The 24300-nt window shown below is 69.5% G+C and carries 19 protein-coding genes and 1 pseudogene; 11 read left to right on the top strand and 9 right to left on the bottom strand.

Going from position 1 to position 24300, the window contains the following annotated elements; all coding sequences use genetic code 11:
* Nucleotides 1-178 precede the first annotated feature (178 nt).
* Nucleotides 179-1015 carry a putative nonproteinogenic amino acid hydroxylase gene (locus tag ACZ5WG_RS06630; protein ID WP_468721133.1) on the top strand — a complete coding sequence of 279 codons (837 nt, stop codon included), beginning with the start codon at nucleotides 179-181 and terminating at the stop codon, nucleotides 1013-1015.
* On the opposite strand, the gene ACZ5WG_RS06625 is transcribed toward ACZ5WG_RS06630, so the two are convergent.
* The 5 genes from ACZ5WG_RS06625 to ACZ5WG_RS06605 form a co-directional block, all read right to left on the bottom strand.
* Complete coding sequence (locus ACZ5WG_RS06625) at nucleotides 991-2589, bottom strand: amino acid adenylation domain-containing protein (protein WP_468721132.1); 1599 nt, start codon at nucleotides 2587-2589, stop codon at nucleotides 991-993. The two genes, ACZ5WG_RS06630 and ACZ5WG_RS06625, sit on opposite strands and share 25 nt — an antisense overlap.
* Nucleotides 2586-3674, bottom strand: a complete 1089-nt coding sequence (locus ACZ5WG_RS06620; protein WP_468721131.1) for an ornithine cyclodeaminase family protein — start codon at nucleotides 3672-3674, stop codon at nucleotides 2586-2588. The genes ACZ5WG_RS06625 and ACZ5WG_RS06620 overlap by 4 nt, the downstream gene beginning before the upstream one ends.
* Before the next feature lie 16 nt (nucleotides 3675-3690).
* Nucleotides 3691-5484, bottom strand: a complete 1794-nt coding sequence (locus ACZ5WG_RS06615) for an ABC transporter ATP-binding protein (RefSeq protein ID WP_468721129.1) — start codon at nucleotides 5482-5484, stop codon at nucleotides 3691-3693.
* A 49-nt stretch (nucleotides 5485-5533) separates the two neighbouring features.
* Nucleotides 5534-7225, bottom strand: coding sequence for an ABC transporter transmembrane domain-containing protein (locus ACZ5WG_RS06610; RefSeq protein ID WP_468721128.1), 1692 nt, complete (start codon nucleotides 7223-7225; stop codon nucleotides 5534-5536).
* 106 nt (nucleotides 7226-7331) lie between these two features.
* Complete coding sequence (locus ACZ5WG_RS06605; RefSeq protein ID WP_468721127.1) at nucleotides 7332-8087, bottom strand: thioesterase II family protein; 756 nt, start codon at nucleotides 8085-8087, stop codon at nucleotides 7332-7334.
* Between the two features lie 780 nt (nucleotides 8088-8867).
* Here ACZ5WG_RS06605 and ACZ5WG_RS06600 point away from each other — a divergent pair.
* The 3 genes from ACZ5WG_RS06600 to ACZ5WG_RS06590 are packed head-to-tail and all read left to right on the top strand — an operon-like array spanning nucleotide 8868 to nucleotide 11918.
* Complete coding sequence (locus ACZ5WG_RS06600; RefSeq protein ID WP_468721125.1) at nucleotides 8868-9662, top strand: SDR family NAD(P)-dependent oxidoreductase; 795 nt, start codon at nucleotides 8868-8870, stop codon at nucleotides 9660-9662.
* Entirely contained in the window at nucleotides 9655-10203 is a 549-nt protein-coding gene (locus tag ACZ5WG_RS06595; RefSeq protein ID WP_468721124.1) for a GNAT family N-acetyltransferase, read from the top strand. Before ACZ5WG_RS06600 ends, ACZ5WG_RS06595 begins: the two co-directional genes overlap by 8 nt.
* Nucleotides 10204-10223: 20 nt before the next feature.
* The gene (locus ACZ5WG_RS06590) at nucleotides 10224-11918 is read left to right on the top strand and encodes a carbamoyltransferase N-terminal domain-containing protein (protein ID WP_468721122.1); all 1695 of its coding nucleotides are present in this window, start codon (nucleotides 10224-10226) and stop codon (nucleotides 11916-11918) included.
* 52 nt (nucleotides 11919-11970) lie between these two features.
* Here ACZ5WG_RS06590 and ACZ5WG_RS06585 read toward each other — a convergent pair whose 3' ends face one another.
* Nucleotides 11971-12720: an SAM-dependent methyltransferase gene (locus tag ACZ5WG_RS06585; protein ID WP_468721121.1), complete on the bottom strand. Its 750-nt coding sequence runs from the start codon at nucleotides 12718-12720 to the stop codon at nucleotides 11971-11973.
* Between the two features lie 262 nt (nucleotides 12721-12982).
* On the opposite strand from ACZ5WG_RS06585, the gene ACZ5WG_RS06580 reads away from it, so the two are divergent.
* Both ACZ5WG_RS06580 and ACZ5WG_RS06575 read left to right on the top strand, forming a co-directional pair.
* Nucleotides 12983-13531, top strand: coding sequence for a DUF1062 domain-containing protein (locus ACZ5WG_RS06580; RefSeq protein ID WP_468721120.1), 549 nt, complete (start codon nucleotides 12983-12985; stop codon nucleotides 13529-13531).
* Between the two features lie 68 nt (nucleotides 13532-13599).
* A pseudogene (locus tag ACZ5WG_RS06575) lies at nucleotides 13600-13764 on the top strand (winged helix-turn-helix domain-containing protein); the annotation flags it as partial.
* A 184-nt stretch (nucleotides 13765-13948) separates the two neighbouring features.
* Here ACZ5WG_RS06575 and ACZ5WG_RS06570 read toward each other — a convergent pair.
* Nucleotides 13949-14839, bottom strand: a complete 891-nt coding sequence (locus ACZ5WG_RS06570; protein ID WP_468721118.1) for a DUF4436 family protein — start codon at nucleotides 14837-14839, stop codon at nucleotides 13949-13951.
* A 419-nt stretch (nucleotides 14840-15258) separates the two neighbouring features.
* On the opposite strand from ACZ5WG_RS06570, the gene ACZ5WG_RS06565 reads away from it, so the two are divergent.
* The 3 genes from ACZ5WG_RS06565 to ACZ5WG_RS06555 all read left to right on the top strand — a co-directional run bounded on the left by ACZ5WG_RS06565 (nucleotide 15259) and on the right by ACZ5WG_RS06555 (nucleotide 18882).
* Nucleotides 15259-16869 (top strand): alpha/beta fold hydrolase, encoded by a 1611-nt coding sequence (locus ACZ5WG_RS06565; RefSeq protein WP_468721117.1) that lies wholly within the window; start codon nucleotides 15259-15261, stop codon nucleotides 16867-16869.
* 144 nt (nucleotides 16870-17013) lie between these two features.
* The gene (locus ACZ5WG_RS06560) at nucleotides 17014-17883 is read left to right on the top strand and encodes a PP2C family protein-serine/threonine phosphatase (protein ID WP_468721115.1); all 870 of its coding nucleotides are present in this window, start codon (nucleotides 17014-17016) and stop codon (nucleotides 17881-17883) included.
* A gap of 30 nt (nucleotides 17884-17913) precedes the next feature.
* Complete coding sequence (locus tag ACZ5WG_RS06555; RefSeq protein ID WP_468721465.1) at nucleotides 17914-18882, top strand: MASE1 domain-containing protein; 969 nt, start codon at nucleotides 17914-17916, stop codon at nucleotides 18880-18882.
* 82 nt (nucleotides 18883-18964) lie between these two features.
* Here the strand turns inward: ACZ5WG_RS06555 and ACZ5WG_RS06550 are convergent, their stop codons facing one another.
* Nucleotides 18965-19903 (bottom strand): glycoside hydrolase family 16 protein, encoded by a 939-nt coding sequence (locus ACZ5WG_RS06550; RefSeq protein WP_468721113.1) that lies wholly within the window; start codon nucleotides 19901-19903, stop codon nucleotides 18965-18967.
* Between the two features lie 345 nt (nucleotides 19904-20248).
* A complete protein-coding gene (locus ACZ5WG_RS06545) occupies nucleotides 20249-20779 on the bottom strand; it encodes a hypothetical protein (RefSeq protein ID WP_468721112.1) in 531 nt (176 codons plus the stop codon).
* A 77-nt stretch (nucleotides 20780-20856) separates the two neighbouring features.
* Here ACZ5WG_RS06545 and ACZ5WG_RS06540 point away from each other — a divergent pair, with 77 nt between their 5' ends.
* Both ACZ5WG_RS06540 and ACZ5WG_RS06535 read left to right on the top strand, forming a co-directional pair.
* The gene (locus ACZ5WG_RS06540) at nucleotides 20857-22950 is read left to right on the top strand and encodes a bifunctional polysaccharide deacetylase/glycosyltransferase family 2 protein (protein ID WP_468721463.1); all 2094 of its coding nucleotides are present in this window, start codon (nucleotides 20857-20859) and stop codon (nucleotides 22948-22950) included.
* The gene (locus ACZ5WG_RS06535) at nucleotides 22947-24194 is read left to right on the top strand and encodes an acyltransferase family protein (protein WP_468721111.1); all 1248 of its coding nucleotides are present in this window, start codon (nucleotides 22947-22949) and stop codon (nucleotides 24192-24194) included. The genes ACZ5WG_RS06540 and ACZ5WG_RS06535 overlap by 4 nt, the downstream gene beginning before the upstream one ends.
* Nucleotides 24195-24300: the final 106 nt, after the last annotated feature.

The raw sequence follows: 24300 nt of genomic DNA, 5'->3' as shown, positions 1-24300 counted from the left end.
CTTCGATGGTTCTGAAGAACTTGACGGCACCTTAAGATCCTGCGCAAGGGAAATGAGTCTTGTCAATCGTGAATCCGATGCCTACAGTCGACCATTGCCCTCACTTCCTCCGGTCGTTATGATTGCCGATCATCGACGTCCGGCACCACGATGAACTCACCAACCGACGGGATCTCGCATGCTCAAATCGCAAAGGCTCGCCACGCTTCCGATCGATTCCTACGACCTGGCCGAAGATCTTTCGGTCATCGATTCAAACGATGCCGGAGGCGAGTACGACGCATTTTCCTTCGGATTCTGGTCCGCGCATGTTCTCGCGAACTCCGGAGGAAGCGGCAAGGACACGGCCTTCCGGCCCTACGATGGCCAGCTCACCCTCACTGAGCTGGGCAAGAAGCTTCCCGGGATCATGTCGCTCGTCACCGACAACTTCCCTCTCGAGCGGCTTCAGTGGGTGCGTGTATTCAGCCTCAGTGACGGAATTCTCGCGCCACACGTCGATTTTCTAGAATTCTCCGAGCCGGGCACGAGGCTTCAGATACCCCTGCGCACGGACGAGGACTCCCTGCATTCCGAGAACGACATCGTCTACCACCTCCGCCGTGGCGAGGTATGGAAAATCCACACCACTGTTCCGCACTCGGCCCGGAGCGTCTCACCGCTCGCCAGACTGTCCCTCTGCCTTGATTTCTCGGATGCCGACGCACCCATCGAAATCAAGAACGCAATCCAATCGGAGCTGCCCGTCCGAATCATTTCGCGTCCTGAGGTCTCGGACGCCGACGTGGCAGAGCTGCTGTCCTCCGCCGCCGATATGAACGACACCAACCTGCGCGCCTCCTTCCGGAAGTTCGCCGCGGTCCACTTCACGCGCCAGGCCGATGCGACGGCGGCGTTCGACTGGTTCGTCGAAGCCGCCGTGCGCACCGGGGACAACGCACTGGTCGAGAAGGCCAAGGCGTTCCGGACGTACTGCATCGAGAAGCGCGGCTACCGCGAGGCGTTCGCCTGGTGAGGCACCAGGGACAGGGGCTGCGCCCCATCGCCGGGCAGGGCCTTGCGGTCGAGCTTGCCGTTGGGTGAGACGGGCAGGCCGTCCACCAGCCACCAGCGCACCGGCACCATGTAGTCGGGCAGGACCGCGAGCAGCGCCCGGCGCAGTTCCGGGGCCGGCGGCGGATCACCGGTGAGAGCAGCGTGCAGCTCCACCGCCCCGCCGGTCCGCACCACCGCGAACGCCGCGGCGTCCTTGACCCCGGCGAAGTCCGTGAGGCGCGCCTCCACCTCCCGGGGTTCCACGGCATTGCCCCGGATCTTGATCAGGTCGTCCATCCGGCCCAGCAACTGGAGCGTCTGGTCGGCCCGCCACACCCCCCGGTCCCGGGTGCGGTACAGCCGCTTGCCCGGACGGAACGGATCGGGCACGAACGCGGTGCGGCTCAGCTCGGGATCGGTGTACCCCAGGGCCACCCCCACACCGCCGATGTACACCTCCCCGACCTCCCCGTCGGGCACCGGCACGCCGTGCTCGTCCAGGACGTAGACGTAGGTGTTCCACACCAGTGACCCGACCGGCGGCCTCGGTTCGAGATTGCCGGCCGCGCCGCTCATCGAGTGGCTGGCCACCATGTGGTTCTCGGCCGGCCCGTAGTGGTTGTGCAGGGTGATCTCCGGCCGGCGCGTCAGCAGTCCCTCCAGCGCCTCCGTGACCTTGACCGTCTCGCCCGCGCTGATGATGTGGCGCAGGTCCGCGGCGTGCTCGAGGTTCGTCGGCAGCGTCATGACCACGTCGATGAGCGACTGCGGGAAGTCCACGACCTCGATCCGTTCGTCGATGACGAAGTCGATCAGATCCCGTGGATCGCGCCGCACATGGGGCTCCGGCACATGCAGGCACCCGCCCGAGGCGAGCGTGTAGAACATCTCCTGGACCGACACGTCGAAGGTCAGCGGCGCCACCTGGAGGACCCGCCGCCCGCGCCCGAGCCCCGAGCCGTCCACCTGCCAGGAGATGAAGTTGGCCAGGCAGCGGTGGGTCTGGACGATGCCCTTGGGGTTGCCGGTGGATCCGGAGGAGAAGATGACGTACGCGGGATCCTCCGGCGCAGGAGGCCGACGGACCGCCGCCGCGCCGCCCGCCGGATCCGGTGCCACCAGATCCGCCAGAGCGGTCGCTCGCATCCCCGAGGCACCGGTGTCCAGCGCCCCTGGATCGGCCGCGACCAGCAGTGCCGCGCTGCTCGCCCGCAGGATCTGCTCGATGCGCTCGGGCGGGTACGTCGTGTCCACCGGCAGATAGGCGGCCCCGGCTCGCAGCGTGCCCAGGACCGCCGCGGTGAAGTCGGCTCCCGCCCGCGCGGCGATGAGTACCGTGTCACCGCGCGCGATGCCGAACTCCCGCCCGAGCCGGCCCGCGACGGTGTCCGCGAGACGGTCGAGTTCCGCGTACGTCACCTCCCGGCCGGGCTCGCGCACCGCGGGCGCCCCCGGGTGCGCGGCCACCTCGCGGTCGATCAGCTCCAGGACCGTGGCCACGCCGGTGTCCACCACCGGCCCGGCGTGCCCCGGGGGAGGGGACGCCGCGGTCATCGCCGCGCCCCCTGCTGCCCCTCCCAGGACCGGGTGACCGACCCCGGCAGGAACGAGTAGGGGTCCTGCGGGTCGTCGGCAGTCGCCTCGATGGCGATGTGGTGACCGACGCCGAGGTCCCGTGCGAGCTCCTCGAACACCTCGACCATGACGAGGTCCTGGAGCGCCAGGCCCGTCGAGTCGTACACGGTGGTGACCGGGGACAGCTTCCGGTGGGCCTCCGGGTCCCGGAGGATCTCGGTGAGCGAGGGCCCGATCTCCTCGGGAGTGAGCTGCTGGCAGTCGCCCTCGGCTCGCGCCTGCGCCACGTGGTCGGGGCAGACGACCGCCTTGCGCAGCAGCTCCAGCGGCAGCTCGGTCTTCCCCGGCATGTCGGAGCCGATGGCGTTGATGTGCACCCAGGGCTTGAGGTTGGTCCCCTGGATGACCGGGCCCGCGTACGGCGCGACCGAGGTGGCGGTGCACAGCACGTCGGCCCGCTCCTCGACCTCCGCCAGCGGCGCGATCCGTACGGCCCCGGCAGGCAGCCGGGACCTGGCCGCGAAGGAGTTCTCCGCCTGCACGTCCTCGTCGCACACCAGGATCTCGGAGAAGGAGAAGACCCGGGACAGGGCGTGCAGTTGTGTCACGGCCTGCGCGCCGCAGCCCACGAGACCGAGCACCGCGGAGTCCGGACGCGCCAGCACCCGGCTGGCCAGCGCGGACGCTGCGCCCGTACGGATGGCGGTGGCGAAGGTTCCGTCGATGACCGTCCGCAGGTGGCCGCTGTCCGCATCGAAGGAGCACAGGGTGGACAAAATGGTGGGCAGCTGGTTCTTGACCGGATTGTGCGGGTTGTAGCCGACCATCTTCATGGACACCGTGGCGCCGTGCCGGAGCGCGGGCATCCACTCCAGCAGTCCCAAATGTGGTGTCTCGATGAGGAATCCGTCCCGCTGCTTCATCTCCACCGGTGCGTCGCGGCCGGTGGCGAGAACGGTCTCCAAACGGTCGATCGTCAGATCGTAGAGTTGCCCCAGCCCCACCTTCGTGACGATGGTGGCAATGGCTTCGGCGTCGACTATGCGCGTGCGCTCAGCTTGCAACGGTCTCTCCTGGCGCTCAGTGTTCGGGCTGGTCCGAAGAAGGGGAAGGAACAGAGGATTTCGAAGAGGCCGAGGGGCCGCGCCCGTGCCAGGACTCCCACAGTCCGGCGTACGCGCCCCCCGCCGAGACGAGCTCGTCATGAGCCCCTTGCTCGGTGATGCGGCCGGCCTCCATCACGACCACACGGTCGGCGTCATGGGCGGTGTGCAGCCGGTGGGCGATGGCGATGACGGTGCGCCCGCGCAGCACCCCGGCGAGCGAACGCTCGAGGTCGCGGGCGGCCCGCGGGTCGAGCAGCGAGGTGGCCTCGTCAAGTACCAGGGTGTGCGGATCGGCCAGGACGAGCCGGGCCAGGGCCAGTTGCTGTGCCTGGCCGGGCGACACGGGGTTCTCGTCGGTGCCCAGCTCCGTGTCGAGACCGTCCGGAAGGGCCTGGACCCAGGCCTCGGCGGCCACGGCCGCCAGGGCCGCCGTCACCTGCTCGTCCGTGGCGTCCGGCGCGGCCAGTGCGACGTTCTCGCGCACCGTTCCGAGGAACACGTGGTGTTCCTGTGTGACCAGTGCGACGTGGCGGCGCAGTTCTTCCAACGGCAGTTCGCGGAGCGGCACTCCGCCCAGCGTGACCGATCCGGTACGCGGCTCGTGGATCCCCGCGAGGATACGGCCGAGGGTCGACTTCCCGGCCCCGGACGGGCCGACGATGGCGATGCGCTCACCGGCTCCGACGCTGAGACTGACGTCCTCGATCACGTCGTGACCGGCCCGGTAGGCGTAGGCGATGTCCTCCGCGGCCAGCCGGTCGCCCTCGGGCCGCCGGCCGGAGTCGCCCGCCGGGCCGGCCTCGGCCTCGATGCCGATCAGGCGGGCCAGCGAGGCGTCGCCGACCTGCAGCTCTTCGAGCCAGCCGAGGAGTTCGTCCAGCGGGTCGATCACGGCCCGGGTGTAGAGGGTCGCGGCGGTCACCTCACCGAGGCTCACCCAGCCCTCGATGTAGAAGAGGCCGCCGAACAGCAGGGTGGCGGCGACCGGCAGCACGTAGCCGAAGTCCATCAGCGGGAACCAGACGCTGCGCAGGAACAGCGTCCGCCGCTCCGCGCCGTTCGCCCGCTCGATGTCCTCGTCCGTGCGGCGGATGCGCGAGCCGGACCGGTGCAGCGACTCCACGGTGCGGGCGCCGGTCACCGTCTCGGAGAGGCCCTGGGCGAGGTCGGAGTAGCCGGCCGCCTCGGCCAGGTAGGCCTCCCGGGCACGTGCCAGGTACCAGCGGGTCGACCAGACGATGAGCGGGACGGCGACGAGGCACGGCAGGACCATGATCGGGCTGGTCACGACCAGCGCCACCAGCGTCAGTACCACCGAGAGGCTCGCCACCAGGATCGACGGCGCCCCCATGCGCACGGCGTTGGACAGTGAATCCACGTCGCGGGTGCTGCGGGTCAGCAGATCGCCGGCCCCGGCCTTCTCCACCGTGTGCAGGGGCAGGGTCAGGACCCGCCGCACGAACCCCTCGCGGATGTCGGCCAGGACCAGCTCACCGAGCCGGGCCCCCTGGAGGCGGGCGGTGCGGGTGAACACGCCCTGGAGCAGGAGGAGTCCGGCGATCGTCGCCACGGTGACGTCCACCTGGTCGGTGGTGATGCCCTTCTCCACCTGCCCGACCAGACGGCCGAGCAGGGCGGGCACGACCAGACCGCAGACCGTGGCGAGGACGAACCAGAGCACGGTGCGGGTCAGCAGGCCGGTATGGCTGCGCACCAGGCCCCGTACGTGACGGCGGACCGTCTTCGCGTCGGCTACCGGAAGACTCACTGGGCACTCCTCTGAGGGCGGCTGTCGGAAGGGCGGGGGACGATGACGGTCACGCCTCCTCCCGCATGACGACGGCGGCGTACTGGGACGCACCGGTGGCGAGTTCACGGTGCGTGCCGGTCGCGACGACCTTGCCGTCCTCCACGTAGGCGACCTCGTCGGCCTGGTCGAGCAGCAGCGGGCTGTTGCTCACGACCACGGTCGTGAGCTCCGCCCTGGACCTGTGGAGCCGTTCGGCGATCACCGATTCGGTGTGCGCGTCCACGGCACTGGTCGGATCGACCAGGACGAGGACCTGGGGCTGCGCTGCCAGCGCGCGCGCCAGCCGGAGCCGCTGCTGCTGGCCGCCCGAGAAGGCGGAGCCCCCTGCGGTGACGACGGTGGACAGACCGTCCGGCAGAGCCTCGACGATGTCCTCCGCGTTGGCGTTGTGCAGGGCCTGGGCCCGTACCTGGTCCGAGCGTCCGCCCAGATCGTCCGCCAGGACACCGGAGAAGAGGGTGTCGTCGTTGCGGGCCACCAGGACGAGGTCGCGCACCTGCTCCAGCGGCAGCGAGTCCAGTGGTATGCCGCCCACGGTGACCTCACCCGGGGCGTAGCGCCCGAGCCGTTCGGCGATCTCGGCACCCTCCTCCGGAGTGGAGGCGGCGATCACGGTCATCAGCCCCGGCCGGACCCGCAGCCCCGATGCCGCGTCGTACAGGTCGGGCGCCTCGGAGAGGTCGGCCCGTGCGACGTCGGAGGCGGCGTCGGGCTCGAGGGCCAGTACCCGCACGACGCGCTGCGCCGCCACATCGGCGCCGACGAACGACTGCACCGCCGAAGTCGCGGTGCGCATCGGCAGCATGAGGAACGCGGCGTACCCGTAGGCGGCGACGAGTTCACCGGCGGACAGACTGCCTCCGACGGCGAGGCGGGCACCGATCCAGACGACCGCCACGACGAAGATCCCGGGGAGCAGGACCTCGGCGGCGGGCAGCACCGATTCGACCTTCGCCACGTGGACGCCCGCCTGCCGCAGCCGCTGGGAGTCCTTGCGGTAGCGCTCGCCGAACGCGGCCTCGCCGCCGATGCCGCGCAGGACGCGCAGACCGGACACGATGTCGCCGGCCCGGTCCGTCAAGTCACCCTGCAGGTCACGGTAGCTGCCGATCCGCTTGTGCAGCGGCCTGAGCAGCGGGCCCGTGCCCGCGAGCAGGACGGGGACGCCGATGAGGACGAGCAGGCCGAGGGTGACCGAGGTGGAGAGCAGCACCATGGCGACGAGCACGACGGTGACCGCGCTGCCGATGCCGCGGGCGAGGGCTCCGGGCAGGGCGCCGATGCGGGAGATGTCCGACGTGCCGATGGCCACGACCTCGCCGGTGGAGATGCGCTTGGGCAGGGTCGCGCCCAGGCGTGCCGCGTGCGCGGCCACGAGACGGAACGTCAGGTAGTTGGCCTTGAGCCGGCCGATCGTGTCACAGCGGTGGCGCAGGACGCTGCCGGCGGTGGTCACCAGGGCGAGCCCGACGATGACGCCGGTCCAGACCAGCAGCCGGTCGGTGTCCTTCTCCGACATGGCGTCGATGGCCCGGCCGATGGCGAAGGGGGTCAGGCCCATGCTGGCCATCCACAGGCAGCCCCACAACACCCCGAGGAACAGTGTGCTCGACTGCCTGCCGATCAGCCATCGAAGATAGCTCCGGGGCGACCGGAGGTCCGGATCCCCCAGTTCGGGCAGCGGATTGTTGCTTGGCAATGCGAATTCCTTCGGGGTTGTCCCGTCCCGGGCGGCCGGGGCGGTCAGGGGGACTGAGGGGTACTGAGCGGTTCTGCCGTCGGGGGACGCCCGGGAGCGTCCCCGGTCAGCCGTGCGGTGACAGCAGACCCAGGACGAACGCCCTCAGTTCGGCGGTCACGCGGTGTGGATCGGCGAGGTGGTAGAAGTGGTCTCCGGGGAAGGTCCGCACGGCGGCGGCACCGGCGGACCAGGCGGGCCACTTGCGGATGTGGTCGTCCGTCACGCCCGCATCGTCCTGCCCCCGCCATGCGCCGAGCGGGCAGGGCAGGAGAGTGTCCTCGTCGGGGGGCGTGTAGGAGTCGCAGATGGCGTTGTCGCCGCGCAGGGGTCGCGCCACCGCCGCGGCCAGGCGGCTGTTGGCGCCCACGGCCGCGGGCACGACGCCTTCCGCGACCAGTTCGGCGACGAGCTGCCGGTCGGTCAGCCCAGATGAGCCGGAGGGCTCGCCCTGGTCGTCCGGTGCCCGGCAGGCCGAGGCGACGAATCCGCAGGGCCACCGGCCGTGCTCTCGGCCCAGGACGCGGGCGAGCTCGTACCCCACCAGCGCTCCCATGCTGTGGCCGAACACGAAGTAGGGCAGATCGAGCCGGGCGGCGAGTGCCGGCGCCAGCTCGTCGAGCACCTCCGTCATGCCGGTCGCGGGCTCCTCGCGCCACCGGTTCTCGCGGCCCGGCAGCTGTACGGCCAGCAGCGCGATGTCCGGGCCGAGCAGTTCCTGCCAGGTGCGGAACTGAAAGGCTCCGGAACCCGCGTGGGGCAGGCACACCAGCACTGCCTTCGCGTTGCGCGGGGGGTCCCACTCCACGAGGGGCTCCGGCATCACAGCCGCCCCCGCATGTCGAGCACGGCGGTGTGTACTTCCGGCCGCGGGGCGGTGCGCAGCAGGGGGCGGGGGCCGGGCGCGGATCTCAGGACCACGCGCGCTCGGCCCACGCGTGCGCGGGTCCGGTCGGGCAGCATCGGTTCTGCAGTGGCCGGGCTAAGCCGGACACGTGAATGCGACGCTTCTGAATGGAGGCACACTGTTTCCCTTGTCAGTCGAAGGTGGAGTTCAGCCGTCGCGAACGGTCCGTACTCGGCGACCGGAAATGACTTCAACGGTGGACGCGGTATGAGAGGTCGGGGGTACCGTCGTCATGTACTGCCCCTCGAGTGAGGCTCGATTCGAAATGCACGGCCCCCTGCATCTTCGCCAACATTCCTATCACGGAGTGGACTTGGAATGTCAACGGATGCCATACAGTCGCATCACGGCAGTCTCTCCGCGACCTCCTTCACCCAACTAGTTATATCGCGAGCCCGGTGGAGTCTGCCTCGAGCTCCGCTTCCGATCGGCTGGAAGTGAAATGGAAGAACCTCCACCGCCGCATCCGCCCGTGATTCACTGGCGAGGAATCTACGGGTAAGAGGTCGGTCGACCTGGAGCCTTGTCGGCGAGGGTGTTTCGACGTAACGAGGCGTACCTCTGGCCGGTCGGCGTGCAAGGAGACCCCGATGCCGCTGAAGCAGGTGTCCAGAACCCCGCCCCTGACGGGGGTGTGGGATGAACGCGTGAAGGCTTCGTCGCGATACAGCGCAACGAAGCCGAGGGGGTGTGTGCATGGCGCAGGAGAAGCGTGGCGTAGCCGTCGTCTCGGGTGCATCATCGGGATTCGGCAGGAGAATTGCACAGGTGCTGTGCCGGCACGGATACTCCGTGGTGGCCCTGGCTCGTAGAGCGGACCGTCTGAAGGTCTTGGCGGATGAGGACTCCACGGGAGCGATTCTGCCGGTGGTCGCCGATGTCCGTGACCGAGAGGGGCTGGCCCGGGCCCTCGACGAGCTGCCTCCGGAATTCCGTGACATCTCGGTGCTCGTCAACAACGCCGGCCTCTCACGAGGGTTCGACCCCATTCAGTCGGGCAGTGACGATTCCTGGCGCGAAATGATCGACACGAATATTTCCGGCCTGTTGAACCTCAGCGGCCTGGTGCTTCCCCGGCTCGTCTCCCGCGGGTCCGGCCACGTGGTGAACATCGGCTCGATCGCGGCGAGTTACCCGTACATGGGCGGGAACGTCTATGCCGCCACGAAGGCGTTCGTCCACCAGCTGTCGCTGAACATGCGCGTCGACCTCCAGGGAACGGGCGTCAGGGTGAGCTGTGTGGCGCCGGGTATGGCGAAGACCGAGTTCGCCAAGGTCCGCTACGACGGGGACGAGGAGCGCGCCGACGCGCTCTACCGGGGAATCGAGCCGCTCACCCCCGACGACGTGGCCGAGGCGGTGGCCTGGTGTCTCTCGCAGCCCGCCCGTGTCAACGTCAACATGATCGAACTGATGTCGGCCGAGCAGCACTTCGGGCTGGGCGTAGCCGGCAGCCCGCCCGCCGCGCCGGGTGGTGCGGAGGGTGCGTGAGTCCGTGCAGACCGCCTCCCGGCGCCTGAGCGCGCCGGACCTGCTCGTTGCAAGACCCGCGCGCCCCGAGGACGCGGAGCAGATCGCCCTGCTCTCCGCCCCGTTCGTCGAGCAGGGCCTGCTGGTCGCCCGCCCGCTGGCCGAACTGGCGCAAACATCACAGGAATTCGTGGTCGCCTGCGAAGGGGACCGACTGGTCGGCTGCGCCGGGGTGGCACCCTTCGGGGGCAGCCTGGTCGTCTACAACCTGTGCATCGCGGTCGACTGGCAGAGCAGGGGAATCGGCCGGCATCTGGTCGGTATGGCCGAGACCATCGGCAGAGACCTGGGCTACGGCTCTCTGCTGGCCCTGACCCGGTACGGCGGGGAATGGTTCGGGAAGCTGGGGTTCAGAGAAGTCCCGGACAGCGAGGCCCGTGATGAATGGCGCGCTCTCTTCCGTCCGGGCCGAAGATCCAGCCTCTACCAGTTGAGACTCACCTCCGAACCGTCCGGAGACCGAAGCACGCCCATGTGCCGACTCAAGCAGACCAAGGAGTGACACAGTTGATAATCTGCGGGTTGAAACTCACGCATGATGGTGCCGTCGCCCTGCTCGACGACGACCGTCTCGTGTTCAGTGTTGAGATGGAGAAGCTGGGGAACGGCCTGCGCTACAGCACCGTTGCCGACTTCAGCCTGATCCCCGGAGTCCTCTCCGACTTCGGCTACAAGCCGGAGGACGTCGACCAGTGGGTCGTCGACGGCTGGGACGGGGACGTCTCCGGAACCGTGGCCCTCCTCGACCAGGGGGCGCCCACGGAGATCGTGGTCGGCCCCTACCGGGAGTCGGCGGCATGCCCGGCGCTCGATTCCCCCAGCGTCTCGGGCACGTTCCCGATGGACGGCCAGACCTACCCGTACACCAGTTACCCGCACGCGGCGGGACACGTGGCGAGCGCCTACGTGTCCAGCCCCTTCGCCCAGCGCGACGAAGGCTCCTTCGTCCTGGTCTGGGACGGCGGACTCTTCCCCCGTCTCTACTGGGCGGACCCGCGCGGCGGCGTGGAGAACCTGGGCGGACTCTTCCCCGTCCTCGGCCATGCGTACGCCATCGCGGGACACCACTTCGGGCCCTTCCGCAAAACCGTCCAGTCACCCACGGTCGACGACCTCTCGGTCGCCGGCAAGCTCATGGCGTACATCGCGCTGGGCCGGGCGGACGAGAGCGTCATCACGGTTCTGCGGGAGGAGTTCCACCGGGTCTTCGAGAGCGATGAGCCGGCCGCCGTGGAGTACCGCGCGACGGTCGGCGGATACGGCAGTCTCTTCGAGCGGTCCGTGCCCCCCGTGCACGAGTTCTTCTCCGCGGTCCGCGCCCGCGTGTCGGAGAACGGGATCAGCGACGAGGACGTCCTGGCGAGCGTGCACGACTTCTTCGAGGGCCTCCTCGTCGAACGGATCACCGCCAAGGTCCGGGCCGCCGGCAAGGGCGATGGCCCGTGGAACCTGTGCTTCGCCGGCGGCTGCGCGCTCAACATCAAGTGGAACAGTGCGCTGCGCGAGGCGCCGGACTTCCGTGACGTATGGGTCCCGCCGTTCCCCAACGACTCGGGTTCCGCCATCGGAGCGGCCGCTCTGGGCCGGGCGCAGCACGACGGCCTGGCCCCGCTCGCGTGGAACCCCCGGCTGGGCCCGGCGCTGACACCGTCGCCCGAGCTGCCTGCCGGCTGGTCGGCGTCGCCGTGCGCTCCGGAGGAACTCGCCGCAATCCTCCACGAGTCCGGGGAGCCCGTGGTGGTCCTGCACGGACGGGCCGAACTCGGCCCTCGCGCACTCGGCGGCCGCAGCATCCTGGCGGCCCCGGTCAGCGCGTCGATGAAGGACGAGCTGAACCGGGTGAAGGACCGCGAACCCTACCGGCCGGTCGCCCCCATCTGTCTCGAGGCCGACGCACCGGAGATCTTCGCACCCGGCACGCCGGACCCGCACATGCTCTTCGACCACGAGGTACGGGCGGAATGGGCGGACCGGATCCCCGCGGTCATCCACCTGGACGGCACCGCGCGGCTCCAGACGGTCGGCCCGGCGGACGACGACCTGCTCTTCACCCTGCTGTCCGCCTATCAACGGCTCAGCGGCGTCCCCGTGCTGTGCAACACGAGCGCCAACCTCAACGGGCACGGCTTCTTCCCCGACGTGGCCTCCGCCGCCGAGTGGGGCAGGGTCGCCCGGATCTGGAGCGACGGGAAGCTGTACCAGCGGACCGACGGCTGAACAGAGGCGCGACACCAGGAACCGCACGGCCGGGCCTCGGGGCGGACACCGCCTAGAGCCGGGTCGCGCGGCGCAGGAGCAGGGTGACGAAGCCGAGCGTGCCCCGGTAGCCGTGGAGCCAGGCCTTGCGGTGTCCGGCCGCAGCCTCGAGGGCCTGGCCATGGTCCGGGTGCTCCGGATTGTCGAGGGCCCAGCGGGAGAGCGATCCGGTCCAGGACCACTCGTAGTCGTCCCACTCCTGGAGGGTACTGACGTGCCCGTGGACGGGCACCCAGCCGTCGGCCGTGATGCGGTCGACCGTCGTCGCGAGGTCGTCGTAGTCATCGACTGCGAAACCGGCGTCGAGGGTCTTGCGGCCGGGTTCGCGTTCCCAGAAGCACTCGCCGAGGAGCAGGCTTCCACCCGGGGCGAGGTGGCTGTCGGCGGCCTTCAAAGTGGGCAGGAGGCCGCCGAAGGCGTGTGTGGCGCCGATGCTGAGAACCAGGCCGTACCGGTGCGGGGAAGTGAACTCCGCGGCGTCCTGGGCGTGGAAGGCGATCCGGCCACCGAGCCCCGCTTCGTCCACGGCGCGACCGGCGGCGGCGATGGCCGCTGCGTCGTTGTCGACACCGTCGGCACGGAGGTCCGCGCGAGCGGCTTGTGCGCGCATCAGCCAGGTGCCCGATCCGCACCCGAGGTCGAGGAGCCGGGCGTCGCCGCGCGGCAGGGCCCGGTCGAGGAGCGTGCGTACGGAGTCGTCGCTCAGCGGAGCGGCGATGGGGTGGTCGGTGTGGGCGATGGAGCTGATCTGTCGGCGGTCCATGGCGGCATCCTGCCTCCCACCCGCCCCACGGCCCGCGAAGCGCTCCGACGCGTTCGACCGGGCAACCCGATCGTGTGCCCCGGAAAACCAGTGGAACAGCGCCGCTGCATGCCACTACCGTCCTGCCGGACCAAGTCGCCCAGGCAAGGACGCCCCGTTGTACACCGTGTGAGACCCCCCGAGTGCTGATTCGTCGCGCGTCGCGCTTGTTGCGCCGCGCTGCTTTTTGCTGCGGACTTCTCACTGGAACCGGTGTATTTCTGTGCTCGACAACTGGGTTGTCATACCCACCTGCCTGCCGCTCGTTCGCCGCCGCTGCCACACGTGCGCGTCCGAGCGCTTCCGGGCGAACGGCAAATTTCGCGTCAACGCAAACCACAAGCTCCTCGACGCCTGGCTCCTCGTACTCTGTACCGGTTGCGGGGAAACGGCGAAGCTCACGGTCCTGGAGCGGGTCAATGTGCGCTCCGTACGACCTGAACTGCTGGACCGGCTGCACGACAACGACCTTGGCCTGACGGCCGAGCTCCTCCAAGATCCGGTCGTGCGGCGCCGTAACCGCATCGCCCTCGACTGGGACGACGCCTGGCGCCTCGACACCGGCGGATCGGGTCACCTGGACCGCGAGGTGATCGACGTGTCGGTCCGCTTCGCGGCGCGGATCCCCGTCCGGCCGGTGCGACTGATCGCTGAAGGCTGCGGTCTTCCGCGGGCCGAGGCGGAGAGACTGATCGCGGAGGGGAAGCTCGTTTCGGCAGTCCGGCTGAGCGGCAAGCTCTCCGGCGACTTCACGTTCACGCTCAAGCGCTGAGCCCTCCTCGGGCCGGGGATCCCGTGTAGCGGTGGCGTATCGGAAATCGCATACGCCACCGCAACGCGGCCTGGGACGAGAACGCCGACCCCCTCACCGACGCCGTGCGCATCACCGTCTCCGCACTGCGCAAACGGCTGGGCGAGCCATGGATCATCGCCACGGTGCCCGGCGTCGGCTACCGGATCGACACCCGTACGGACACCATCACCACTGGCAGGGACGACACCGGCCCCGGCAGTACGCAGGCATATACGCCCAGGGCTCAGCGCCCGGCTGAAACTCACCCTCAGCTACGCCGGGTTCCTCGCCGTCGTCGGCGGTCTCCTCGTCACGGTCCGGCTTCCCGGCTCGCCGTAGCGGGGGTGGCGGCCCCGAAGTACGGCACCGGCGCCGGGCATGGTGGGCGCAGCGACCTCACAGGGGGTGCGGGGTGTCGTCCGGTTGGAGAGCGGTGCGGACGCCGGTGATGACCACGGCGATCAGGCAGAGGGCGATGACGGTTTCGGCCCACAGGAAGGCGAACCAGTCGATCACGCAGCCGATCGGGGGCGTGCCGGGGGCGGTGTTGCGGAACGCCGAGAGAGCGAACAGCGTGGCGGCCATCCAGGCGAGTGCGGGCCACACCAGGCCCTCGCCGCGGGTCGTCAGGTACCAGGTCCCGAGGAGCACGGACGCCGCCAGCGCCCACATCACGACCATCATGAAGACCGAGAAGACGAGCAGGCTGCCCGATCGGGACAGCCCCAGCCCCACGACGGCCTCTTGCCGGGAGGGCGCGGGTGTCGCGGAGACCGAGAAGAGCGTGTCGTTGTTGGAGAACAGCATCCGCACCGGCACCTCCTTGCCGCCCAGCTGTGCCCAGAAGCCGATGTCGGTCTCGTAGGTGTCGAACGGGTAGTCACTGATCGAGCCATCCGCGATGGCGACCTGCACGTCCCTGGTCGCGAGCCGCTCGTGCGCCTTGAACACCAGGTCGCCGAGGGTCGCCGCGGAGGTCTGGAGGCTGAGATCGGCCACCGGGGCGATCCCCTCCCCCTCGCCGAGGGTCCCGCGCGGGGTGACCCGGACCCGCAGGAGCAGCTCTCTGGCCGCTGCGTCGACGTGTTGGACGGTGGCCTCCACGTCCACCCGGTCCGCGGCTCCGGAACCGACCGCGTGGACCGCGTCGATGGCCTGCCGCTCGGTGAACTGCAGCCACGACCCCACGGCCACCGCCACCACGATCAGGACCGCGATGGGTAGCAGGACCGGCAGGATCGACGCCCGGTGGCGGCGTGGGCGAGTCGGGTCCCAGGTTGGGGCCATGGTGACTCCGGCGAGGTAGGAGGGCAACGGGGTCGTCCGGCCCGATGCCGGGAGCGGTCCGATCCTCGTCGACCGGGTCGACGATCCACTGCATCCGGGCGGCGTGCCGGCGCCGACCGGACAGCCCGATTCGCCCGTTCCCCGTCCGCCTCGAAGGCACCCTGCCGGACGGCCCGTCCGGGGCGAACGCCCTCCCCGGACCGGGATCCCGCTCCGAGTGCGCGCGTACGGCCCACCTTGTAGCGTCGAGGGGGAGCGTTCCGTACAAACCGCTGCGGCCCGGCCCGGCCCGGCCCGGCCCGGCGGGGCAGCCGCCGATGTCGGCAGAGGAACGAGACCACATGGTTCGACGACATGCCGTTCGTCTACTCCTACGGCACCGACCCGGCCCTCACGTACCGAAGTGACCGGGAGGCCAGATGACACGCCAGCAACCGCCCCGTCGTCGCCGCACCGTACGACGACTGCAGGCCGCGTCGGCCGGAATGGCGACCGGTCTCCTCGTCACCGGACTGCTCGCAGCGCCCGCCGCGGCGCAGTCCCGCACCGACACCAGTACCGGCCCCGAGGCGCCGATCGGCACGGCCGCACGGACGGTGGGCGACGCCCGCTTCGAACCGGGCCCCTGCCCGAAGACGCCGGAACCGATCGAGGCGCTCGAAGAGGCCCGCTGCGGAACGCTCACCGTGCCCGAGAACCGCGCCAAACCCGGCAGTCGGACGATCAAACTCGGTGTCGCGATCGTGCCCGCCGCGACCGGCAAACCGAAACCCGACCCCATCGTGTGGCTCGCGGGCGGACCCGGCGACGACGCCGTGGGCGAGGCGAAGATGGCGATCGACGGCGGCCTGAACCGCGACCGTGACGTGATCTTCATGTCCCAGCGCGGTACGTACTCGGCCGAGCCGACGGCCCTGTGCCCCAACATCGACGAGTTCAACGCACGCGCGGTCGGCCTCGCCTACGACGCTCCGTCCACCGAACGCCTGCACGTCGCGGCCACGAAGGCCTGCCGCGACCAACTGGCGGGCCGCGGGCTGGACCTCAGCGCCTACAACGACACCGAGAGCGCCGCCGACTACGAGGACCTGCGCGCCGCGCTGGGCATCAAGCAGTGGAACCTGTACGGGATCTCCTACGGCACCCACCTCGCGCTGGTCTACATGCGCCTGCACCCCGAGGGGCTCCGCTCGGTGGGCATCGACGGCATACTGCCGCCGTCCAAGGCCGGGTCGGCAGCGACCTGGAGCAGCGCCCGGCAGGGCTTCGACGGCCTGTTCAAGGCCTGCGCGGACCAGCCGGCGTGCAACAAGCGCTATCCGAACCTGTCGGCCACCTTCGACCGGCTCGTCCGGGAGCTCGAAGCCAAGCCGGTCACCACCACGGTCACGCTCCCCGGCAGCGACAAGCCGGTGAAGGTCGTACTGGACGGCGGAGCCCTGGTGAACTGGATGACCTCCGCCACCCACGTGGCGCCCCAGGTACCCGCCGCCCTCGACGAGCTGGCGCACGGCAAGCCGCAGCGGATCGCCCGGCAGTGGGCGGGCGGCAAGATCAGTCCCCAGGCCATGGGAAGGATTGCGCACGGTCTCGTCTACGGCGTCTTCTGCAGCGAGTGGACGCCGTACGAGAGCCAGGAGCAGGCGCTCCGGGGCGGACAGGAAACGTTCCCGACCTTCCCCCGCTCGGTACAGGCCCAGGCTCCGCAGCTCACCTCCCTCCGTCCGGACTGCGACGTCTGGAACGTCCCGGCGGCGCCGCGCTCGATCCGGGACGTCACGCGCGGTGACATCCCGACCCTGGCCCTGTCGGGCGGGTTCGACTCCCAGACCGGGGCGGACAACGGGCCGTACGTCGCCCGTACGCTGAGCAAGGCCAAGGTCGTCACGGTTCCCTACGAGCCGCACGTGGTGTTCGCGACCTCGAAGTGCGCCCAGGAGATCACCGTCTCGTTCTTCGACAACCCCGCCGCGCCGAAGACCGCATGCCTCAACAGCCTCAAGGCACCTGAGTTCGAGATCGGGCCCTGAGATCACCTTGGAGGCGCCCGGTGGACCGCGACGGGCCCCGGTTGCCGACATCCGTCGCCCGGCCTGCCGGTCCACCCCTGTGGAGGCATGCGGCAGCAGCGGCTACCGTGAGGTGAGGAGGCTGTGGGAGAGCCAGGAGCCGTGATGCGCGGACACCGTCCCGAGCAGCCCGACGACGTGCAGGGACTTCTGGTCGCTCTCGGGCAGCTCGTCGATCAGGCCCTGGACCGGATCGAGTACCAGCGGGCCAGGGTCGAGCTCGCCGTGGCCCTGCAGCGCCACATGCTCCCACCCGGGCTGCCGGAGTTGCCCGGGCTGCACCTGGCCGCCCGGTACGCGCCCTCACGAGGCGGTCTGGAGGTGGGCGGGGACTGGTACGACGCCTTCGTCATGCACGACGGGTCACTGGGGCTCACGGTCGGCGATGTGCAGGGTCATGATGTGGAGGCCATCGCCTTCATGGGGCAGGTGCGTACCAGCCTGCGCGCCCTCGCGCAGACGACGAGCGACACCCGAGAGGTACTCGGCCGCGCCAACGATCTGCTGATCGCCATGGGGTGCGGCCTCTTCGCGACGTGCTGTTTCCTTCGTTTCGACCCGGTCAGCCGCGATCTGACGGTCTCCAGGGCCGGCCATGTCCCGATGGTCTGGGCCACAGCCGGAGGCCGTCACGGCATTGCACTCGACCGCGGCGGGCCGCCGCTCGGCATCGTGTCGGGCGAGCGGTATCCGGTGACCCACCGGCGTCTGACAGAGGCAGGGGTGCTCGTGCTGCTCACCGACGGAGTGGTGGAGGGCCCGCACTACCCCATGGAGTCCGGTCTGGCCGAGGTGGCCAAACTGGTGCGCGCGGGGTTCGACGCCGATCCCGACGTGCTGGCCTCCGCCGTCGTCAAAGTGGCCGATCTGACGGGACACCGCGACGATGCCGCAGTCCTCGTCGTCCGCTACGACGGCCCGCAGGAGCCGCCCGGACCGATGGGGGTCGCTGGGGTCGCCGGTGGCGGGATCTGAGCGCAGACTGCTGTCGTGGGCAGCGCAGAGATGGGGCGTCTCGGGTCCGCCGCTCTGCGCATCCTCGCCGTCGCCGCCGTCTACTACGGGGCCGCACAGGTCGGCCTTCTCCAGCAACTGGTGCGTGACCAGGTCACCCCCCTGTGGCCGCCGACCGGCGTCGCGCTGGCCGGGCTGCTCGTGATGGGGCTGCGCGTCTGGCCGGGCATCGCACTGGGCGCGTTCCTGGTCAATGTGTTCCTCGGGCCGTCGTTGGTCGCCGTACTGGCCATCACCGCGGGCAACACCCTCGCGCCGGTCTGCGCCTGCCTGATGCTGCGCAGAGCCGGGTTCAGAAACGACCTCGACCGCCTGCGGGACGTACTGGCACTGGTCTTCCTCGGCGCGCTCGCCGGGATGGTGATCAGTTCGACCATCGGCAGCGGCGTGCTGGTCCTCTCCGGAGCACTGGATGCGAGCGACTTCTGGCCGACGTGGTCGGTGTGGTGGACCGGTGACGCGATGGGAATCCTTGTCGTCACACCCTTCCTGCTCGTGCTGCGCAAGGCCCGGTGGCCGTCGCGGGCCGGGCCCGGCCGATGGTTCGAGGCGCTGGCGCTGGCGCTCGGTACGGTCTTCGTCACGCTGTTGGCGACGCGCACGCGCGACTCGAACCTGCTCTTCCTCGTCTCGCCGTTCTTGATCTGGGCGGCCTTCCGCTTCCGGCTGGCCGGCGCAGCGCCGTGCGCGCTCGCCGTGTCGACGCTGGCGATTCTGGCTGCCGACGGCGACAGAGGCCCGTTCGTCGGCGAGGACGTCTTTGCCAACATGGTCACGCTCCAGGCCTTCAACGGCACGACAGCGCTGACGGCTCTCCTTCTCGCGGCCGTCATCACCGAACGCGACAGAACGCATGAGGAGATCAAACGGGTCTGCGCGCGGCTCGCGGACGTGGTGGCCCGCATGGAGCCGCGGCCCGAGTCACACCGGTACCCGCCCGAGGATCATCCGCCGCCGTAACGGCGGGATGCTTTTGCCTTTTTCGGAGCGGCAGTTGGCCGATCGCAGGAACGAATGGCGGCCGCCGGACCCCGGTCCGGAGTCAGGACTTCGGCACCGTGTTGATGTAGTTGGTGCCGGAACTGTAGAAGCCGTCCACCGTTTTCTGGACCTCCGCCTGTGAAACAGCCTCACCGGCCTTGTAGTAGAACCAGTTGACCTTCATGTTCCACGTGCGCGGACCACCGGTGAAGGGAAGGTCGATGAGCCAGTTGCTGAAGTGGATGTCCATCTTCTCGCGCGGGACGTATTTGCCGGAGCTGGTGAACAGCTCTTTTCCGTCCAGGGAGTAGGTGACCTTTCCGTTCACAGCGGTGATCATCATGATGTGCCAACCCTCAAGGTGCTGCTTGAACGTGTGGCTGACTCGGTCCGGCGGATCGGCCTTGTACCAGCTGACGCTGTCGAGTTGCGGACCCACCGAACCCCAGCCGCCGTTCGGCAGGTACTCGTGGTCGAGTTCGCTGTAGTTCGCCGAGGAGTCCGAGGGGGAAATCGGAAAGAAGGTCTGGACGACGTGGTCGCCGTTGCGACCGCTCGTGGGCTTGTCGCTGAGGTAGACCCGGGCGGCGTAGGTCCCCGTGAAGAGGTCGGTGCCGGTGCTCTGCACCTCGACCTGCTTGGTGCCCTGCTTGGTGCCGTCGGTGGAGGCCTGCAGCTGCAGGATCCGGCCCCCCTGGGCGGTCGTGTCGGAGGGGAAGCTGGCGCCGGAGCCGGACCAGGTGTCCTTGATCCCTGGGCCACCCCCGCCGGTACGGACCTCCCAGCCGTGGGCGGTGAGCGAGGGGTCGTCGGGGCCGCTGTAGTGGAAGTCGTCGAACAGGGTTCCCGGCGGTCCGGACGGGGTCGGCGAGGCGCCGGCGGCATCGGCACCCCTGCCGGGTGCGGGGCCGCCGGAACACGCGGCGAGCACGCACAGGAGGGCGGGCAGCGTGAGCACGGTCCACGCGCGGCGACGAGAGGTGCGGCGGGGCTGGCTCACACGGGCTCCTTGGGGCGTTTAGGCGGTACCTGGACACGCCCTTTTGCATGAGGATCAAATGACTGATCACACGAGGGGGGCATCCTAGCGAAACGAAGTGTGCGGGCTTTACCGCCCCGTGCGCGGCCGGGATCCGGACGTGCTCGAGCCGGAGGCCGTCGGCTCGGAAGGTGTCTCGCAAGTGGTCGATCAGTACCCGGCGACCGTGAATTCTGACTACTGATCGGTACGTCCCATTGGCATTTCGATCTGATTACAACACCTGAGCAGATCGCGCCAAATGCATACATCGAGCCAAATTCGATTCAGGCCGGTGCACTAGCGTTCGCCCTGCTGTCCCGCGGTCTACGTACCCTGCACTGAAAGGCCTCGCAAGGTGCGCCCAGTCATCACTTCCATCGACCGCGAATCGGCGCGCCGGGCGGATCCTGGCATGTTTGAGTCAAGTTTTGAGGAAGCTGCTCCCGCGCCGGTGTTCGTCGACCAGTCGGGTCTGCGCGGTCGTCTGCTGCGGGGCTTCGGCTGGCCGGTCTCCGTGGTCGGCGCGATCCTGGCGGTCGCCATGGGCAGCAGCCTGATCGGTGTGCAGGCGGACGCCCCGGCGATGGGCATACCCGCGCAGCCCTCACGGCTGCCCGCCCCGTCGCCCTCACCCGTGCCGTCGCCGTCGCCCAGCCCGTCGTCCGCGTCGTCCGCAGCCCGGACGGCCACGCGGTCTGCGACACCCCAGGCGAAGAACTCGGCCACCACGACGAAGACCTCGGCCACCACACCGAAGCTCACGGCCACCACATCGAAGGCCACGGCCACCGCGCCGCGCGGGGCAAAGCCTTCAGAGCGACCCACCAAGCGCCCCTGATCGTCCGCACCACCCATCTCCAGGAGCGCCCTTGTCCCGCCACCAGCGCCGCCGGCAGTCCCTGCTCAGGCCGCGCCGACTGGCCGCGCCGCCGTTGCGCTTCTTCATGCCGCTGTCCCTGCTGGCCTGCCTGCTCGCGCTCCTCGTCCTGCGCGGCCTCGCCACCAACGAGGCGTTCCACGACTCGCGGATCGCGATCTCGGTCGACAAGACGACCGTGCCGGACAACCTGCTCAAGGGTGGTCCGATCATCGACGCGCGGGGCAGCAAGAACGAGCACCCCGTGAGCCATCACATCCCGGACCGCACCGTGGTGCTGAGCTTCGACGACGGTCCCTCGCCGGAGTGGACCCCGAAGATCCTGGAGGTGCTCGCGGCCCGCAACATCCGTGCGGACTTCTTCGTGACCGGCGCGATGACCACGCGCAACCCGGAGCTGATCCGGCAGATCGTCGCGGGCGGCCACGAACTCGGCGTGCACACCTTCACCCACCCCGACCTGGTGTACCAGTCCCACGCCCGGATCAGCTGGGAGATGGCGCAGACGCAGCTGGCGCTGGCCGGCGTCGCGGGCGTCCACAGCGCGCTGTTCCGCCCGCCGTACTCCTCCGACGCCTCGGCGCTGGACGACTGGAACTACCCGGTGATCAAGTACGTGGGCGCGCGCGGCTACCTCACCGCGTTCATCGACCGCGACACCGACGACTGGAAGCGTCCCGGCGTCGCGGAGATCGTCAAAGCGGCGATGCCGTCCAAGCCCGGTGCGGGAGAGCTGATCCTGCTGCACGACGCGGGTGGCGACCGTACCCAGACCGTCACCGCGCTCGTACAGATCATCGACAAGCTGCAGGCCCAGGGCTACCGCTTCACCACCATCTCCGAGGCACTCGGCGCCTCCAGCGCCACCGTGCCGGTGCACGGTTTCCAGCTGTGGGCGGGCAAGGGATTCATCTGGGCCACCCACGTCGCCGTGCTCACCCTGCCGGTGCTGGTCTGGCTGCTGGCCCTCGTCGGCTTCCTCAACTTCGGCCGGTTCGCGCTGATGCTCGTTCTCGCACCGATCCACGCCCGCCGCTCCAAGCGGCGGGACGCCTGGGGACCGCCGGTCACCGGGCCGGTCACCGTACTGGTCCCGGCCTACAACGAGCGCGAGTGCATAGCCAACACCCTCAACTCCCTGGCTGCCAGCGACTATCCGATCGAGGTGATCGTCATCGACGACGGCTCCACGGACGGCACCGCGGACATCGTCGAGGGGATGGACCTGCCGTTCGTCCGGCTGATCCGCCAGGTCAACGGCGGCAAGTCCAGCGCGCTCAACACCGGCATCGCGGCCGCCTCGCACGACATCATCGTGATGATGGACGGCGACACCGTCTTCGAGCCGTCCACCGTGCGCGAGCTGGTCCAGCCCTTCGGCGACCCGGCGATCGGCGCGGTCGCGGGCAACGCCAAGGTCGGCAACCGCGACAGCCTGATCGGCGCCTGGCAGCACATCGAGTACGTCCTCGGCCACAACCTGGACCGCCGGATGTACGACATGCTGGGCGTCATCCCGACCATTCCCGGCGCGGTCGGTGCCTTCCGCAAGGAGGCCCTGCAGCGGGTCGGCGGGATGAGCGACGACACCCTCGCCGAGGACACCGACATCACCATCGCGGTGCTCTGCGACGGCTGGCGGATCGTCTACGCCGAGCACGCCCGCGCCTGGACCGAGGCTCCCGCCAGCCTCCAGCAGCTCTGGTCCCAGCGGTACCGCTGGAGCTACGGCAGCATGCAGGCGATGTGGAAGCACCGCGGCGCGGTGACCTCCCGCGGCCCGGCCGGGCGCTTCGGCCGACTCGGGCTGCCGCTCGTCGTGCTGTTCGGCGTGGTCGCCCCGCTGCTGGCGCCGCTGGTCGACATGTTCCTGCTGTACGGCGTGCTGTTCGGGGACGCCCCGATCACCCTCACCAGCTGGGGCGGCTTCATTCTGCTCCAGGCCGCACTGTCCTGGTACGCCTTCCGGCTCGACCGCGAGAAGCCCTGGCATCTGATCAGCCTGCCGATCCAGCAACTGGTCTACCGGCAGCTGATGTACATCGTCCTGCTGCAGTCCGCGATCACGGCGATGACCGGTGGCCGGCTTCGGTGGCAGAAGCTCCGGCGCACCGGCGAGGTCGCTGTTCCCGTGGAGGCCCGACCGTGACTGCATCCATCGACCTCGGGCGCACCCACGACACCGTCAAGTTGAGGGTCCCCGCCGCGCTGCGACAGGAGCCGGAGCCGGAGGCGCCGACCGAGCGCAAGGGCGGCCGGGACCGCTATCTCGACCTGCTGCGCGCGCTGGCGCTGGGCCGCGTGGTGCTCTACCACAACTTCGGCTGGTTCTGGCTGCCCCTCGCCTTCCCGTCGATGGGCGTGATGTTCGCGCTGGCCGGCTCGCTCATGACCCGCTCGCTCAGCCGTCCGGCTCTCGGCGTGATCCGCGGCCGACTGCGCCGGCTGCTGCCGCCGATGTGGCTGTTCGGCGCCGTCATGATCGCCCTCGAGATCCTCGACGGCTGGGGCCCCCACTCCGAGGGCCACCCCAGCTGGTGGTGGGCCAAGCTGGCCTTCTGGATCCTGCCGCTGAGCACCCCGCCGTACGCGGACGAGCTGGCCGGCTTCCACCATCACGTGGAACACACCTGGGCGGCGCAGATCATCGTCCCGCTCTGGTACCTCCGGGCCTACCTTTGGTACGTCCTGCTCTCACCGCTGATGCTCGGGGCACTGCGGCGGTTTCCGGTGGTGACGCTGTTCACGCCCCTGGCGCTGACGATCGTCATGAACACGTTCTTCGCCGACCAGGAGTTCATCTACAGCCGGGTGTGGGAGACCGCCAACGACTTCACCATGTTCGGCTCCTGCTGGATCCTCGGCATGGCCCACCAGGAGGGGCTGCTCAAGAAGATCCCGCAGTACGTACTGCCGTCCATCGCACCGCTGATCATGGTGGCCGGCCTCTGGTACCTGCAGACCCGGCCGGTCGATCCGACCGAACCGACCGACATCGAGTCCTGGCCGGTCGCCCAGGCCCTGTGGTCCCTCGGCTTCGTCGCCATCCTGCTCCACGTCAGCCCCTCCTGGGAGCAGTGGCCCAGGCCGCTGGAACGCTGGAACGGCCTGGTCAGCCTGGTCAACGCACGCGCTGTCAGCGTCTACCTCTGGCACGAGGCCGCGCTGGTGGTCGCCGTTCCGCTGATCGACCCCCTCTGGAGCGTCCACTTCTTCTACACGAACCTCCGGTGGCTGCTGGCCAGCCCGTGGTTCACGCTGCTGGTGGCGATCCCGCTGCTCGGCCTGCTGGTGCTGACCTTCGGCTGGGTCGAGGACCTGGCCGCCAAACGCTCGCCACGGCTCTTCCCGTACCCGCGCCGCCGACGGGGCAGGCGCCGGGCCGCCGACTGATGGGGGCTGTGCATGGACCAGCCCCCGTTGAACAGCGGTACCGACCTTCACGGCGCGCAGACTCGGCTCTCGTGGTTGCCGCCTGATTGCCCTGCGCACCTATCGG

It is taken from the genome of Streptomyces sp. NPDC032745, from assembly GCF_055579465.1.
The sequence above is the reverse complement of the archived record's forward strand: the minus strand, read 5'-3'. Positions and strand labels throughout refer to the sequence as shown.

Coding starts and splice junctions, on each gene's coding strand:
- ACZ5WG_RS06630 (WP_468721133.1), top strand. CDS start 179: ATGCTCAAATCGCAAAGGCTCGCCACGCTTCCGATCGATTCCTACGAC.
- ACZ5WG_RS06605 (WP_468721127.1), bottom strand. CDS start 8,087: ATGCCGGAGCCCCTCGTGGAGTGGGACCCCCCGCGCAACGCGAAGGCA.
- ACZ5WG_RS06560 (WP_468721115.1), top strand. CDS start 17,014: ATGCGCGGACACCGTCCCGAGCAGCCCGACGACGTGCAGGGACTTCTG.
- ACZ5WG_RS06545 (WP_468721112.1), bottom strand. CDS start 20,779: ATGGGTGGTGCGGACGATCAGGGGCGCTTGGTGGGTCGCTCTGAAGGC.
- ACZ5WG_RS06625 (WP_468721132.1), bottom strand. CDS start 2,589: ATGACCGCGGCGTCCCCTCCCCCGGGGCACGCCGGGCCGGTGGTGGAC.
- ACZ5WG_RS06555 (WP_468721465.1), top strand. CDS start 17,914: ATGGGGCGTCTCGGGTCCGCCGCTCTGCGCATCCTCGCCGTCGCCGCC.
- ACZ5WG_RS06570 (WP_468721118.1), bottom strand. CDS start 14,839: ATGGCCCCAACCTGGGACCCGACTCGCCCACGCCGCCACCGGGCGTCG.
- ACZ5WG_RS06565 (WP_468721117.1), top strand. CDS start 15,259: ATGACACGCCAGCAACCGCCCCGTCGTCGCCGCACCGTACGACGACTG.
- ACZ5WG_RS06600 (WP_468721125.1), top strand. CDS start 8,868: ATGGCGCAGGAGAAGCGTGGCGTAGCCGTCGTCTCGGGTGCATCATCG.
- ACZ5WG_RS06585 (WP_468721121.1), bottom strand. CDS start 12,720: ATGGACCGCCGACAGATCAGCTCCATCGCCCACACCGACCACCCCATC.